17 protein-coding genes are annotated in these 13,019 nt (G+C 61.2%); 3 read left to right on the top strand and 14 right to left on the bottom strand.

The features are described from left to right. Positions 1-42: 42 nt before the first annotated feature. A complete protein-coding gene (locus ACA058_RS07935) occupies positions 43-486 on the bottom strand; it encodes a hypothetical protein (RefSeq protein ID WP_497638595.1) in 444 nt (147 codons plus the stop codon). A 221-nt stretch (positions 487-707) separates the two neighbouring features. Between ACA058_RS07935 and ACA058_RS07930 the strand changes: the two genes are divergently transcribed. Beyond that, complete coding sequence (locus ACA058_RS07930) at positions 708-1,913, top strand: MFS transporter (protein ID WP_497638594.1); 1,206 nt, start codon at positions 708-710, stop codon at positions 1,911-1,913. 60 nt (positions 1,914-1,973) lie between these two features. Here ACA058_RS07930 and ACA058_RS07925 read toward each other — a convergent pair whose 3' ends face one another. The 13 genes from ACA058_RS07925 to ccmA form a co-directional block, all read right to left on the bottom strand. Next, complete coding sequence (locus ACA058_RS07925; protein ID WP_497638593.1) at positions 1,974-2,378, bottom strand: type II toxin-antitoxin system HicB family antitoxin; 405 nt, start codon at positions 2,376-2,378, stop codon at positions 1,974-1,976. Further along, positions 2,378-2,590: a type II toxin-antitoxin system HicA family toxin gene (locus ACA058_RS07920; RefSeq protein WP_497638592.1), complete on the bottom strand. Its 213-nt coding sequence runs from the start codon at positions 2,588-2,590 to the stop codon at positions 2,378-2,380. The genes ACA058_RS07925 and ACA058_RS07920 overlap by 1 nt, the downstream gene beginning before the upstream one ends. A 148-nt stretch (positions 2,591-2,738) precedes the next feature. Continuing rightward, positions 2,739-3,308: a phosphonate metabolism protein/1,5-bisphosphokinase (PRPP-forming) PhnN gene (gene phnN / locus ACA058_RS07915; RefSeq protein ID WP_497638591.1), complete on the bottom strand. Its 570-nt coding sequence runs from the start codon at positions 3,306-3,308 to the stop codon at positions 2,739-2,741. A gap of 117 nt (positions 3,309-3,425) precedes the next feature. Further along, on the bottom strand, positions 3,426-3,833 hold the full coding sequence (locus ACA058_RS07910; RefSeq protein ID WP_497638590.1) for a hypothetical protein: 408 nt from the start codon (positions 3,831-3,833) through the stop codon (positions 3,426-3,428). Positions 3,834-3,847: 14 nt separating this feature from the next. Continuing rightward, the gene (ccmI, locus tag ACA058_RS07905) at positions 3,848-5,050 is read right to left on the bottom strand and encodes a c-type cytochrome biogenesis protein CcmI (protein WP_497638589.1); all 1,203 of its coding nucleotides are present in this window, start codon (positions 5,048-5,050) and stop codon (positions 3,848-3,850) included. Next, complete coding sequence (locus ACA058_RS07900) at positions 5,043-5,516, bottom strand: cytochrome c-type biogenesis protein (protein ID WP_497638588.1); 474 nt, start codon at positions 5,514-5,516, stop codon at positions 5,043-5,045. The genes ccmI and ACA058_RS07900 overlap by 8 nt, the downstream gene beginning before the upstream one ends. Then, entirely contained in the window at positions 5,513-6,049 is a 537-nt protein-coding gene (locus tag ACA058_RS07895; protein WP_497638587.1) for a DsbE family thiol:disulfide interchange protein, read from the bottom strand. The genes ACA058_RS07900 and ACA058_RS07895 overlap by 4 nt, the downstream gene beginning before the upstream one ends. Next, complete coding sequence (locus ACA058_RS07890; RefSeq protein ID WP_497638586.1) at positions 6,046-8,034, bottom strand: heme lyase CcmF/NrfE family subunit; 1,989 nt, start codon at positions 8,032-8,034, stop codon at positions 6,046-6,048. Before ACA058_RS07890 ends, ACA058_RS07895 begins: the two co-directional genes overlap by 4 nt. A 3-nt stretch (positions 8,035-8,037) precedes the next feature. Then, positions 8,038-8,493 (bottom strand): cytochrome c maturation protein CcmE, encoded by a 456-nt coding sequence (ccmE, locus tag ACA058_RS07885; RefSeq protein WP_110746191.1) that lies wholly within the window; start codon positions 8,491-8,493, stop codon positions 8,038-8,040. Beyond that, positions 8,490-8,666, bottom strand: coding sequence for a heme exporter protein CcmD (gene ccmD, locus ACA058_RS07880; protein ID WP_008055370.1), 177 nt, complete (start codon positions 8,664-8,666; stop codon positions 8,490-8,492). Before ccmD ends, ccmE begins: the two co-directional genes overlap by 4 nt. Beyond that, the gene (locus tag ACA058_RS07875; protein ID WP_497638585.1) at positions 8,663-9,418 is read right to left on the bottom strand and encodes a heme ABC transporter permease; all 756 of its coding nucleotides are present in this window, start codon (positions 9,416-9,418) and stop codon (positions 8,663-8,665) included. The genes ccmD and ACA058_RS07875 overlap by 4 nt, the downstream gene beginning before the upstream one ends. Before the next feature lie 95 nt (positions 9,419-9,513). Then, positions 9,514-10,182: a heme exporter protein CcmB gene (ccmB, locus tag ACA058_RS07870; protein WP_007980754.1), complete on the bottom strand. Its 669-nt coding sequence runs from the start codon at positions 10,180-10,182 to the stop codon at positions 9,514-9,516. Then, positions 10,179-10,814, bottom strand: coding sequence for a cytochrome c biogenesis heme-transporting ATPase CcmA (ccmA, locus tag ACA058_RS07865; RefSeq protein WP_497638584.1), 636 nt, complete (start codon positions 10,812-10,814; stop codon positions 10,179-10,181). Before ccmA ends, ccmB begins: the two co-directional genes overlap by 4 nt. Before the next feature lie 198 nt (positions 10,815-11,012). Between ccmA and fliK the strand changes: the two genes are divergently transcribed. Together fliK and ACA058_RS07855 are read left to right on the top strand one after the other, a co-directional pair. Then, a complete protein-coding gene (fliK, locus tag ACA058_RS07860; RefSeq protein WP_497638583.1) occupies positions 11,013-12,581 on the top strand; it encodes a flagellar hook-length control protein FliK in 1,569 nt (522 codons plus the stop codon). Continuing rightward, on the top strand, positions 12,578-12,907 hold the full coding sequence (locus ACA058_RS07855; RefSeq protein ID WP_497638582.1) for an EscU/YscU/HrcU family type III secretion system export apparatus switch protein: 330 nt from the start codon (positions 12,578-12,580) through the stop codon (positions 12,905-12,907). Before fliK ends, ACA058_RS07855 begins: the two co-directional genes overlap by 4 nt. The last annotated feature ends 112 nt before the right edge of the window (positions 12,908-13,019 follow it).

The raw sequence follows: 13,019 nt of genomic DNA, 5'->3' as shown, positions 1-13,019 counted from the left end.
GTCCATCGCGAGCAGGCTCGCTCCTACAGTGTTCCGAGTGTTTCAGCTCAAATTCCCGCAAAAGATCGCCTGATGACCATCGGCCGGGCTTTCACGCACTACCAGGGCATAGCCGCCCGCTCGGAGCGTTTCCACGGCGACCGGGGCGCTTTTCCAGAAATACTGGTGTGACGCCGCCGAATAGAACCGCGCATTCGGACCGTCGTTCATGTCATAGGCCGGTTTCGCACCCAGGCTCGCACAGCTTCCCGGATAGATATAGGCCTGCAAACGGCCGGGCAAAGCACTGCCCATGGGTTCGCCACTGACCGCGAACCAGAACACCGTTGAATGACCGTCGGACATCATGATGGGCCGGGCGATGTTCCCGGCATTGATGGAAGTAGCGTTCAGGGGAACGTTGGTGACCTGTCGATCAGGCACTGTTGAGCACCCAGAGATCGACCCAACCGCTACCACCAACGCCAGCGAAGATACGATTTTCATCGTGGTACTCCCGCTATGTAAGGACGCGTTGAAGTGATCCCCCTGTAGATTCTAGCTGTCACGGGAGAATGGGCTGTTCTTCGGATGGCCGGTGGTCTTGCATCGGCGGTGTCACTTACCCATTGCGCAATGAAATAATTACTATCACTCCAATTACCCTTCCGTTGCCTCAATCAGCCCTTTAGCCTGCGCGCATTCCCTACTTTGCAACGAGACACGTCATGAATCCAGCGACTCAGGTGCCCCATGGCACCGCGACAATGACCCGAGGCATGGTGCTGCTTTTCGCCTTCTGCTGCGGTGCGATCGTCGCCAACATCTACTACGCGCAACCGATCATCGGCCTGATCGCACCGGACATCGGCCTGACCAACACCATGGCCAGCCTGATCGTTTCGCTGACCCAGATCGGCTATGCCCTGGGCCTGTTCTTCCTCGTGCCCTTGGGTGATCTGCTGGAAAACCGCCGGCTGATGATCATCACCACCGTGTTGGCGATTGTCAGTCTGCTGGGTGCGGCGTTCACCGACCAACCGAACGTGTTTTTGCTGATTTCACTGCTGGTAGGCTTCAGCTCGGTGTCGGTGCAGATCCTGATTCCGCTGGCCGCGCACCTCGCGCCGGAAGAATCTCGCGGCCGCGTGGTCGGCGGGATCATGGGCGGTTTGTTGCTGGGCATTTTGCTGGCGCGACCAGTGTCCAGCGTGGTGGCGGATCATTTCGGCTGGCGGGCAATGTTTGTGATTGCCGCGGTATTGATGGCAGCGATCAGCATCGTGCTGGCGGTGACCATCCCCAAGCGCCAGCCTGACCACAGCGCGTCCTATGGTCAATTGCTGGGTTCGCTATGGACGCTGCTGCGCCAACAACCGGTATTGCGCCAGCGGGCGTTTTACCAAGGGTGCATGTTCGCCACGTTCAGCCTGTTCTGGACCGCCGTGCCGCTGGAACTGGCGCGCAATCATGGTCTGTCGCAAAGCCAGATCGCGATTTTCGCCCTTGTCGGCGCAATCGGCGCCATTGCCGCGCCTATCGCCGGACGCCTGGCCGACTCCGGTCACACCCGCATCGCTTCACTGCTGGCTTTGCTGTGCGCCAGCCTGAGCTTCCTGCCCGCCTTCATCCATCCCGTCTACAGTGTGATCGGTTTGGCAGTGACCGGCGTGGTCCTGGACTTCTGTGTGCAAATGAACATGGTCCTCGGCCAACGCGCGGTCTACGCCCTGGACGCCAAAAGCCGTAGCCGCCTGAATGCGCTGTACATGACCAGCATTTTCATTGGCGGCGCGTTTGGCTCATCGGTGGCCAGTGCGGTGTATGAGCACGGCGGCTGGTTGTGGATCGTGATGGTCGGCAGTGCGTTTCCACTGTTGGCGTTGTTGCGGTTCCTGTGTGTTTCGCAGAAGGCTTCATTGGCGACGGCGTAAACATTCAAGCGCCTGGCGGGCAAGTCGGATCGCCCGCCAAGACAATGTTACGAGTACCACTCAATTGCGCACCAGTTTCTCCATCGCCGCGTCCGCCAGGAACGACGAACGGCTTTTGACATTGTGCTCGCGCACATAGCGGTCAATGCGCTGGATCACGTAGCCAGGCAACGTCACATTGACCTTCTCGGTCTTGCCCAGGTAGGGCGAGATGTCCAGCTCCAGCATGCCCCAGCCCATGTCGGCGAACTCCGGATTACTGCGATGCAGCGTCGCCGAAGTCGGCATCGGAATCGTCTCGCCATCCGCCGCCAACTCTTGCAGCATGATGTGGGCAATTTCGATGGCTGCGTTGTAGGCCTCTTCAAAGCTATCCCCAGCGGTTACTGCACCTGGGATATCGGGGATCTGGATACCGATGGCGGTGGTCTCGTCGCCCCATTCGATACAGATTGGATATTGCATTATGGATCTCCTGCGTAACTGGCTGGCGGGCAGTACAGCCCGGCTCGCCTCCTGATGCTCTTGAGCGTCCCGACCGGTAAATCCTTTTTCGGATGGGGAACGGGAATGGTGTACGGGTTGTAACGGTGGGTGAAGATGTGATGACTGCCAGTGACCCGGTCCAGGGCCCAACCCGCTTCCATCAATTCCTTGATCAATAGCCTGCTCTGCACCACCAGCCTCCTTGCTTCGGCCTCAATAAAAATAACCCTAGAGTTATCTTTACTCAAGCACAAAAACTGAAAGCATGACGTTCGGTTGTATTGCGGGGTGTGATGGGAGAAGGTCTCATACCAGCGTGTTATTCAGTTGGATGAAGGGCTAGTTGAGAAAAGAGGTCGGCTCGTCGAGGCAGGCCAAGAGTCGCTCGACGGTGCGCTCCAGCGGCCCGGAGTTGTCGAGCACATGCGCTGTCGGATCATCGGCCAGCAGGCGCTCACTGAAACGGGTATTGCGCGCCAGGCGCTGATCGATCTCGGCCACGGACTCACGCCCACGTGCCAGCAAGCGCTGGCGCAACACCGCCTGGTCCACGGTCAGCAAAAATACCAACACCTGCGGATAACGCTCGCGAGTATTATGCAAATGCGCCCGAGAGCCGTTCACCAACACGTCCTGTCCGGCGGCCAGCCAGTCGTCGATTTCCCGTGGGATGCCGTAGTACAGACCGTTGGCGCGCCAGCTAAGGGCAAACACGCCCTGGGCCTCCATCTCGACGAACTGCTGCGTGCTGACGCCCAGCGCCGCCTCGCCCAAGGCTTCGGCCGAACGCGTGATGACCCGGCGCACGATACGGCAGCCACGCTCGGCCAACCGCGCTCGCGCGGAATCGAGCAGGCTGTCCTTGCCCGAACCCGAAGGCCCGATGAGATAGATCAACCTGCCTGCCATCATTCCCCCTCCTTTACGCTTGTCGCCCTGCTCGTCAGCTAAGAATGAGGAACATTAATTACCTAGAGGTTTAGCACCGTTACTGACTGGCAGTCCCCCCGAAGGTCGCCTTTTGCATCACTGCCCGAATTGCCGCCCCAACCCACCGGGCACTCCGTGGATATCCGTCTCTTCCCACGGCCCTTTCGGGCTGATCGAACGGCTCCAGCCGTTATCCCAACGGTAGTAAGTGCGCTGGCGATAGAACGTGTTCGGCTGATCGTCGAGCACATACACACCCAGTTTCGGGTCCCAATGACTATTGCCCCCCGGTGGCGGCGCAAAGCTCGCCGAGGTGCGCGGCAGCGGCTTGGCCGGTTTGGCGGGAGTAGTCGGCTTGCTCGGCACCGTCGACGGCGCCGGTTTGGTACTCGGCTGCGACGGCGGGATCGGTGGCGGGGTCGTCTGTTCAGGTGGCCGTTGGACCGCACAAGCGCTCAGCCCCAAAACAACGCTGAGCAGGGTGATACGAGCAATGGCGGTCATGGTGGCGTTTCCTGTTATTTATCCGGGCTGTCGATGGTCAGTTTTTGCGGCGCGGTGGTGCTGCTGGCCAGGGGCTGGCTGCGACCGATCCACTCGCCTGCCGTCGGTTGACCGGCGCGGGAGATGCGCGCAACCAGTTGGACTTCAGGGAAGTTCGACAGTTTCAACTGCGGCATCATTGCATCGGCATCTCCCAGCTCCACAGTTGCCGGCAGATCAGCCACGGTCAGGCGTTTGGCCGCCAGCGGTGCGGGAGGGCCCGAGGTGGCACGAGCGAAAATGAACACGCTGTCCCCTGGCTGGACCTTGGCCTTCAGATCCGCCGCCAGATCCACCCGGACCTTGAGCAGCGCTGCCGGTTTGGCCGCTGGCGCCTCGGCCACTTTGCCACCGCTGGCCACCAGTTTCTCGCTGGCGCGGGCAATACCGCCCTGCAGCGCGATACGGGATTGGTCCTCGGGCGGCAGTTGCTCCAGCAGGCGATTCCAGTAATCGATCGCTTCCTGATAACGCTGGCCTTCGAAGGCGGCGATGCCCAGCAGGCCAAGGCTGGTGACTTCTTTCGGATCGGCTTTGAGCGCTTCGTCAGTCAGGGCCTGGACCTTGTCCGACCACTTCTTGCCATCGGCGAAATACTGGGCCTGGGCCCATTGTCCCAACAGTTCAGGTTGGCGTCCGGCCAGGTTGACGGTTCGCTCGAAGACCTTCGCCGCGTCACCCGGACGATCCTGGGTCATGTAGGTGCGACCGAGGAAGTACAGCGCTTCGGCGGAATCCGGCTGCGCCGCGACCGCGCGCTCCAGACGCCGGGTCATCTCTTCCATCGACTGTGGCGCCTGGGAGAATTCCCGGGTCAGCTCGACTTTGTCGCTGGCACCGAAATGCAGGTACAGACCCAGGCCCAGCACCGGGACCAGGATGGCTGCCAGCAACGGTGCCGCTTTGCCCAGGCGCGACACCCGCGGCGCGGCCACGCCTTCGGTGTCGGCGAGCAATTCACGTGCGGCTTCGGCGCGACCGGCGTCCATTTGCGCGGCATCGAGAACGCCCTCTTCCTGCTGAACCTGCAGCTCAGCCACGCGCTCCTGATACAGCGCCACGTTCAGGGCAGTACGATCCTCTTCGAGCTGGGCGCGACGGCTACGCAGAACGGGGATCAGCAGAAAACTCAGGGCCACCAGAAGCAGCAGACCTGCAGCGAGCCAGAAATCAATCATTCTTGGTTTTATCCAACAGTTGGTCGAGGCGCTCGCGCTCCTCGGCAGAAAGCGAGCCCGGGGTCTCGGCGCGTTGCACCCGACGACGGCGGACGATCACCGCGATGATCACGAAACCACCGAGCAGCAGGCCGACGGGGCCAAACCAGAGCAGCGCGGTCTTGGCGTTCAGGGCCGGTTTATAGCGGACGAAATCACCGTAGCGATCAACCATGAAGTCGATGATCTGCTGGTTGTCCTTGCCCTCGCCGAGCATGCGGAAAATTTCTTTGCGCAGGTCGGCCGCGATCGGGGCGTTGGAGTCGGCGATGTCCTGGTTCTGGCACTTGGGGCAACGCAATTCCTTGGTCAATTCGCGAAAACGCTCGCGATCGCCTTCCTTGGCAAACTCGTAGGTGTCGATGGCGGCGTGAGCCACACCGGCCAGGCTCAAGCCCAGGACAACAGCGGCGATCCAGCGCTTCATGGCTTGGCCTCGTCGACCAGCGCCTGGTACTTGGCCGCCAGTTTTTCGCGCCAGACCTGTTCGTCGATCACGCCGACGAACTTGTCGCGGATGATGCCCTTGGCGTCGATGAAGAAGGTTTCCGGCGCGCCATACACACCGAGGTTCAGACCCAGGGTGCCTGCATCGTCACGGATGTCCAGTTGATAGGGGTTGTGGAAGTCCGCCAGCCACTTCAAGGCGTCGGCGTTGATATCCTTGTAGTTGATGCCGTAGATCACCACGCCCTTCTCGGCCAGTTTGTTCAACACCGGGTGCTCGACCCGGCAGGAAATGCACCAGGTACCCCAAACGTTGACCAATGCCGGTTTGCCGAGGATGTCAGCGCGAGTCAGGGTCTTGTCGCCCTGCACCGCAGGCAGGGAAAACTCCGGGAAGGGTTTGCCGATCATCGCCGAGGGCAACTCGGCCGGGTCCAGGTACAGACCGCGATACAGGAAAACAGCCACCACCAGAAAAATCGCCAGTGGCAACAGCATCAACCAACGTCTCATGCAGTCGCTCCCGTCATGCCCAGCGCTTCACGCACGCGGCTTTTCACCTTGACCCGATAACGCTGGTCCAGCGCTGCCAGCAACCCGCCGAGACCTGTGAGCAGGCCACCGAACCAGATCCAGCGCACGAACGGCTTGACGTGCACACGCACCGCCCAGGCGCCATCCCCCAGGGGCTCGCCCAGTGCGACGTAGAGGTCACGGGTGAAACCGGCGTCGATCCCGGCTTCGGTCATCACCGAGTTCTGCACGGTGTAGAGGCGTTTTTCCGGGTGCAGCACGCTGACTTCCTTGCCATCGCGGATCACCCGTATGGTGCCCTTGTCGGAGGTGAAGTTCGGGCCTTCAAAGTGCTTTGCGCCTTCGAACACGAACTGGTAGCCGCCCAGGGCCATGGATTCTCCAGGTGCCAGGCGCAAGTCGCGCTCGGCACTGTTCTGGCTCGACAACACCACGCCGAGGGCGCAGACGGCGATGCCCAGGTGTGCAACCTGCATGCCCCAGTAGCTACGGGTCAGGGTCGGCAGGCCTTTGATCAGGCCTTTATGGCGAGTCTTGTCGACAATGTCACGCGCACCGGCCAACAACACCCAGGCCGCGAGCATGAAGGTCGCCAGCACCGCCCAGTTGAAATCGCCGTAGGCGAGGCCAGCCACCACCGCCAACGCGGCGCTGCCGAGCAGCACCGGGGTGAGCATGCCCAGCAGCCATTTCACCGGGGTGTCTTTCCAGCGCACGATCACGCCGACCGCCATCACCAGCATCAACAAGGCCATCAACGGAATGAACAGCGCGTTGAAGTACGGCGGGCCGACCGACAGCTTGGCACCGGTCATGGCATCGAGAATCAACGGATACAAGGTGCCCAGCAGGATCATCGAAGCCGCCACCACCAGCACCAGGTTGTTGCCCAGCAACAGGGTTTCCCGGGACCAGAGGTTGAAGCCGACCTGGCTCTTGACCACCGGAGCGCGCAAGGCGAACAGCGTCAGCGAACCACCGACCACGAACAGTAGGAAGATCAGGATGAACACGCCGCGCTCGGGGTCCGAGGCAAAGGCGTGCACCGAGGTCAGCACGCCGGAACGCACGAGGAATGTGCCCAGCAGGCTCAACGAAAAGGCAGCGATGGCCAGCAACACGGTCCAGCTCTTGAACACCCCACGTTTTTCCGTGACCGCCAACGAGTGAATCAGCGCGGTGCCCACCAGCCAGGGCATGAACGAGGCGTTTTCCACCGGGTCCCAGAACCACCAGCCGCCCCACCCGAGTTCATAGTAGGCCCACCACGAGCCGAGGGTGATGCCGATACCGAGGAAGGCCCAGGCGACGATGGTCCACGGACGTGACCAACGCGCCCACGCGGCATCAAGACGACCGCCCATCAACGCGGCGATGGCGAATGCGAACGCCACCGAGAAACCGACGTAACCCATGTACAGCATCGGTGGGTGAACGATCAGGCCGATATCCTGCAGCAATGGATTGAGGTCGGCGCCATTGCTGGGTATTTGCGGCAGGATGCGTTTGAACGGGTTCGAGGTGAGGATCAGGAACAGCAGGAAACCGGTGCTGATCATGCCCATCACTGCCAGCACCCGTGCCAGCATCACTTGCGGCAACTGCCGGGAGAACACCGACACCGCAAAGGTCCAGCCGCCGAGGATCAACGCCCACAACAGCAACGAACCTTCGTGCGCGCCCCACACGGCGCTGAATTTGTAGTACCAGGGCAATGCAGTGTTGGAGTTGCTGGCAACATAGGCGACGGAGAAGTCGTCAGCCATGAACGCGTAGGTCAGGCAGCCGAAGGCGAACAGCAGAAAGGCGAACTGCCCCCACGCAGCCGGCTGGGCCAGACTCATCCAGAAGCGGTCACCGCGCCATGCACCGAGCAACGGCACCACCGCCTGAAACAGCGCGAAGCACAGCGACAGGATCATCGCCAGGTGGCCCAGCTCCGGGATAAAAATTCCAGATGTCATCAGTTAGCCCTCTTTCGCGGGAGTGGGTGCCGACTGGCCACTGTCTTTCAGGGCCTTGGTCACTTCCGGCGGCATGTACTTCTCATCGTGCTTGGCCAGCACTTCATCGGCCACCACCACACCGTCGGCATTCAGTTTGCCCAAAGCGACGATGCCTTGCCCTTCGCGGAACAGGTCCGGGAGGATACCGCGATAGCTGATGGTCACGGATTTGTTGAAGTCGGTAACGACGAACTTCACGTCCAGCGAGTCGCCGGAGCGCTGCAGGGAACCGGCCTCGACCATGCCCCCGGCGCGGATGCGCGTGTCCTGCGGGGCTTCGCCATTGGCGATCTGGGTCGGCGTGTAAAACAGGTTTATGTTCTGCTGCAGGGCGCTCAGGGCCAGGCCCACGGCGGCGCCGACCCCGACCAGGATCGCCAGAATGATGATAAGACGCTTTTTACGCAGCGGATTCACTTGCCGTTCTCCCGGCGCAGACGACGCGCCTCTTGTTGCAGATACCGCTTGCGGGCCAGGATCGGCGCCGCCACGTTGAGGGCCAGCACCGCCAGGCAGATGCCATAGGCCGACCAGACATACAGGCCATGATGGCCCATGGCGAGGAAGTCGCCGAATGACGCAAAACTCATCGAGCGACCTCCAGGCTGCTTTCCACTTCGGCTTTCACCCAACTGGCCCGCGCCTCGCGCTTGAGCACTTCGAGGCGCATGCGCAGCAGCAACACCGCGCCGAAGAAACAATAGAAACCCAGCGCCGTCAGCAGCAACGGCAGCCACATCTCGGCAGGCATCGCCGGTTTTTCCGTGAGGGTGAACGTCGCGCCCTGGTGCAGGGTGTTCCACCACTCCACCGAGTACTTGATGATCGGGATGTTGATCACGCCGACAATCGCCAGCACCGCGCAAGCCTTGGCCGCGCTGTCACGATTGCTGATGGCGTTACCCAGCGCAATAAGACCGAAGTACAGGAAAAGCAGAATCAGCATGGACGTCAGTCGTGCATCCCAGACCCACCACGAGCCCCAGGTCGGCTTGCCCCAGATCGCCCCGGTGACCAGCGCCACGGCGGTCATCCAGGCACCGATGGGCGCCGCGCACTGCAGGGCGACGTCGGCCAGCTTCATCTTCCACACCAGCCCGACGATGCCGCACACCGCCAGCATCACGTAGATGGACTGTGCCAGCATGGCGGCCGGGACGTGGATGTAGATGATGCGAAAGCTGTTGCCCTGCTGGTAGTCCGGTGGCGCGAAGGCCAGGCCCCAGACCACGCCAACGCCGATCAGCAGCAACGCCGCGACGCTCAGCCATGGCAGCATTTTGCCGCTGATGCCGTAAAACCATTTGGGCGAGCCGAGCTTATGAAACCACGTCCAGTTCATACTGTTTCCATCACGGTTGCTGTGCGTTATCACGCTCAGCCAGGGTCTGCCTTTTCTTCAAAAAGAAGTGGTTAAATTTTAACCAGGCCTCATTATTATTCGCCGACGCTGATCTTCAGGCCAGCAGCTATTGCAAAGGGTGTCAGGGTTATCGCCAGGGCGGTCAGGCTACCAAGCCACAACAGATAACCGGTCGCCGGCATGCCCTGCAAGGCTGCCTGCAAGGCGCCACTGCCAAGAATCAACACCGGGATATACAACGGCAGAATCAGCAACGCCAGCAACAGGCCGCCGCGCTTCAAACCGACCGTCAACGCCGCGCCCACCGCACCGAGCAGGCTCAGTACCGGTGTACCCAGCAATAAAGAAAGCAGCAACACCGGCAGACAGGCGGCAGGCAAACCGAGCATCAACGCCAGTAAAGGCGCGAGCAAAACCAGTGCCAGGCCGGAAAACGCCCAGTGTGCCAGCACCTTGGCCAAAACCAGAAGAGCCAGGGGGTGCGGCGAAAGGACCCACTGTTCCAGCGAACCGTCTTCGAAATCACTGCGGAAAAGCCCGTCCAGCGAGAGCAGGACCGACAAAAGGGCCGCCACCCACACCAGTCCCGGAGACAAGGTTTGCAACAATTGAGACTCGGGACCGACCGCCAGCGGGAACAGCGAAACGACGATGGCGAAGAACACCAGCGGATTGGCCAGTTCAGCCGGACGACGGAACAGCAAACGGGCCTCGCGGGCGACCAACAGGCCGAAAACACTCATACGGCCCAGTTCCCCAGATCAATGTCGCGATAAGCGGCCGGCATCCGGCTCAGGGTATGGTGAGTGGTCAAGACCACCATGCCACCGCGCTCGCAGTGGCCGGCCAAGTGTTCTTCGAGCTGCGCCACGCCTTGCTTGTCGAGGGCCGTGAACGGCTCATCGAGTATCCACAGCGGCGGGCTGTCCAGATAGAGCCGCGCCAGTGCCACGCGGCGCTGTTGGCCCGCGGACAGCGTGTGACAGGGAACATCCTCGAAACCACGCAACCCAACGGCCGCCAGGGCATGCCAGATCGCCTCAAAGGAAGCCGGTTGATGCAAGGCGCAAAGCCAGCTCAGGTTCTCTTGCGGGGTCAGCAAGTCCTTGATGCCAGCGGCATGGCCGATCCACAAAAGATTGCGTGCAAGCTCCGTGCGTTGCTCGCTCAGCGGCTGTCCGTTGAGCAGCACTTGACCGGCGGTCGGGAGCATCAGGCCGGATAACAGGCGCAACAGGCTGGTCTTGCCACTGCCGTTGGGGCCACTGATCTGTACCATTTCGCCACTGGCCATTCTCAAATCGAGATTTTCGAAGAGCAGCCGAAGGTCTCGCTCACAGGCAAGGGCAACGGTTTGCAGGACTGGACTGGTCAAGGGTTCACGGGCCTTATACGGTTCAAGTCGGCGCTGGCGCGGCCGTTAAAGAGATGCAGAATAAAGGTATTGGCGGCCCGAACGAGAGAGCTGCGTCAATTAACTGCGAAATTTACCGCACTCTGTATACAACGGGGCGGCATTATACATGCCATTTCCTACTCTAAAGCGTGCAATTTCCCTAGGTTGTGACCGCGTATGACAGGCGAAATGAACATCCTCCCGCTACCGCAGGCCACCCCGGCGACCACGCGTCCACTGGCGGTCAGTGGCGAGCTGCTCAAGCTGCTGACGCCCATGGAGGGTCTGATCACCGCCGGCCAGACCGCCAAGGCTGAAGTGCTGTCACTCAAGCAGGCAGATCAGGCTTTTCAACTGCTGCTCAAGCTCACCCTCGAAAACGGCCGGCAGACCACGCTCCAGGCCACCAGCAATCAACCCTTGGCCCAAGGCACCAGCATCGCGGTCACCCAGCCTTCGGCGGGCAACCTGGCAGTCACCGTGCAGCAAGCCATCGCCGCCAGCGTCGCCACCCTCACCCGCATCGATACTGCGCAAATGCCGGTGGGCACCCTGCTGCAGGGAAAAGTGCTGACCTCCCAGGTGTTGCCGCCTGTGCCGGGGCAAGCCACGGTGTTTCGCTCGATGGTCAGCCTGCTCAACACAGCGCTGAGCGGCAGCACGCTTAGCATCGACAGCTCGCAGCCGTTGCGCATCGGCACCTTGCTCAGCGTACAGGTGCAGGACGGCCAGACCTTGAAGTTCGTGCCCTTGAGCAGCCGTCAGGAACAATTGGCCGTGTCTCAGCAACTGGCCAGCCAACAAAGCCGCCAGGGCTCACTGGACGGGTTGCTCAAACTGCTGCAAAACCTGCCGGCCTCGGATCAGACCTCCAGCGACCTGCGCACGGCCGTGGACAGATTGCTCGCGGGCCTGCCGGACATCCAGCAATTGAGCAGCGCGAAAGGCCTGGCCCAGGCCCTGGCCAGCAGCGGTGCATTCCTCGAATCGAAACTGCTGGGCGGTCAGAACCTGGCGCCCGACATGAAAGGCGACCTGCTCAAACTGATCGGCCAATTGTCATCCGGCCTGCCGGCCAGCACCCATCTCAGCGCGATCATCGCCGCCAACACCTTGGCCCAGGCCATGCCGAGTTTCGTGCGCAATGCCCTGGGCATGCTTGGACAGGTCAGCGCCAAGCCGTCGCCAACCGGTTTTCCGCTGCCTGAGCGGGTGTTGCAAAGCGCCGAAGGCGAAGACGATCTGGAACACCTGCTACGCCTGGCCGCAGCGGCAGTTTCACGCCTGCAGAGCCACCAGCTGTCCAGCCTGGAGCAGACCGGCGTCACGCCGGACGGGCGACTGATGAGTACCTGGCAACTGGAAATTCCGATGCGCAACCTGCAGGACATCGTGCCGTTGCAGATCAAGTTCCAGCGCGAGGAAGCACCGGAAAGAGAACAATCCAAAGAACGCCCTGAAGAACGCGCGCCCAGGCAACAACTCTGGCGCATCGAACTGGCGTTCGACATGGAACCGCTCGGGCCGTTGCAGGTTCAGGCACAGCTGATCCAGGGCAGCCTCAGCAGCCAGCTTTGGGCCGAACGCGCCTACACCGCCAGCCTGATCGAGAGCAACCTGGCGGCATTGCGCCAACAAATGCTGGCAGCAGGGTTGAACGTCGGCGATCTCGACTGCCACCTCGGCAAACCACCCCAAGGCCCGCAAACCCGCCTCGAACAACGCTGGGTCGACGAAAACGCATGAATAACCCCAACGCCCCACGCCAGGCTATCGCCCTCAAGTACGACGGCACCCACGCCCCTACCCTCACTGCCAAGGGCGACGAAGAACTGGCGGAAGAAATCCTGCGCATTGCTCGCGACTACGAAGTGCCGATCTATGAGAACGCCGAACTGGTGAGTCTGCTGGCGCGAATGGAGTTGGGGGACAGTATTCCGCAGGAGCTCTATCTAACGATTGCCGAGATCATTGCGTTTGCGTGGAATTTGAAGGGTAAGTTTCCGGTGCGACAGGATCCGGAGGAGCCGATGGCTGAGAAAGACATTACCGAACGCGGGGATGATTACTAAGGCCTTGAAAGCAACAGATCGCATCCTTCAGCAGCTCCAGGTGAATGTAAACCCATGTAGCTGCCGAAGGCTGCGATCTTCTGCTTCTGCTTCTGCTTCTGCTTGAAGCTTG

The sequence above is a fragment of the Pseudomonas sp. LBUM1649 genome, assembly GCF_059716155.1.
The sequence above is the reverse complement of the archived record's forward strand: the minus strand, read 5'-3'. Positions and strand labels throughout refer to the sequence as shown.

Coding starts and splice junctions, on each gene's coding strand:
- ACA058_RS07935 (WP_497638595.1), bottom strand. CDS start 486: ATGAAAATCGTATCTTCGCTGGCGTTGGTGGTAGCGGTTGGGTCGATC.
- ACA058_RS07930 (WP_497638594.1), top strand. CDS start 708: ATGAATCCAGCGACTCAGGTGCCCCATGGCACCGCGACAATGACCCGA.
- ACA058_RS07925 (WP_497638593.1), bottom strand. CDS start 2,378: ATGCAATATCCAATCTGTATCGAATGGGGCGACGAGACCACCGCCATC.
- phnN (WP_497638591.1), bottom strand. CDS start 3,308: ATGGCAGGCAGGTTGATCTATCTCATCGGGCCTTCGGGTTCGGGCAAG.
- ACA058_RS07910 (WP_497638590.1), bottom strand. CDS start 3,833: ATGACCGCCATTGCTCGTATCACCCTGCTCAGCGTTGTTTTGGGGCTG.
- ccmI (WP_497638589.1), bottom strand. CDS start 5,050: ATGATTGATTTCTGGCTCGCTGCAGGTCTGCTGCTTCTGGTGGCCCTG.
- ACA058_RS07900 (WP_497638588.1), bottom strand. CDS start 5,516: ATGAAGCGCTGGATCGCCGCTGTTGTCCTGGGCTTGAGCCTGGCCGGT.
- ACA058_RS07895 (WP_497638587.1), bottom strand. CDS start 6,049: ATGAGACGTTGGTTGATGCTGTTGCCACTGGCGATTTTTCTGGTGGTG.
- ACA058_RS07890 (WP_497638586.1), bottom strand. CDS start 8,034: ATGACATCTGGAATTTTTATCCCGGAGCTGGGCCACCTGGCGATGATC.
- ccmD (WP_008055370.1), bottom strand. CDS start 8,666: ATGAGTTTTGCGTCATTCGGCGACTTCCTCGCCATGGGCCATCATGGC.
- ACA058_RS07875 (WP_497638585.1), bottom strand. CDS start 9,418: ATGAACTGGACGTGGTTTCATAAGCTCGGCTCGCCCAAATGGTTTTAC.
- ccmB (WP_007980754.1), bottom strand. CDS start 10,182: ATGAGTGTTTTCGGCCTGTTGGTCGCCCGCGAGGCCCGTTTGCTGTTC.
- fliK (WP_497638583.1), top strand. CDS start 11,013: ATGACAGGCGAAATGAACATCCTCCCGCTACCGCAGGCCACCCCGGCG.
- ACA058_RS07855 (WP_497638582.1), top strand. CDS start 12,578: ATGAATAACCCCAACGCCCCACGCCAGGCTATCGCCCTCAAGTACGAC.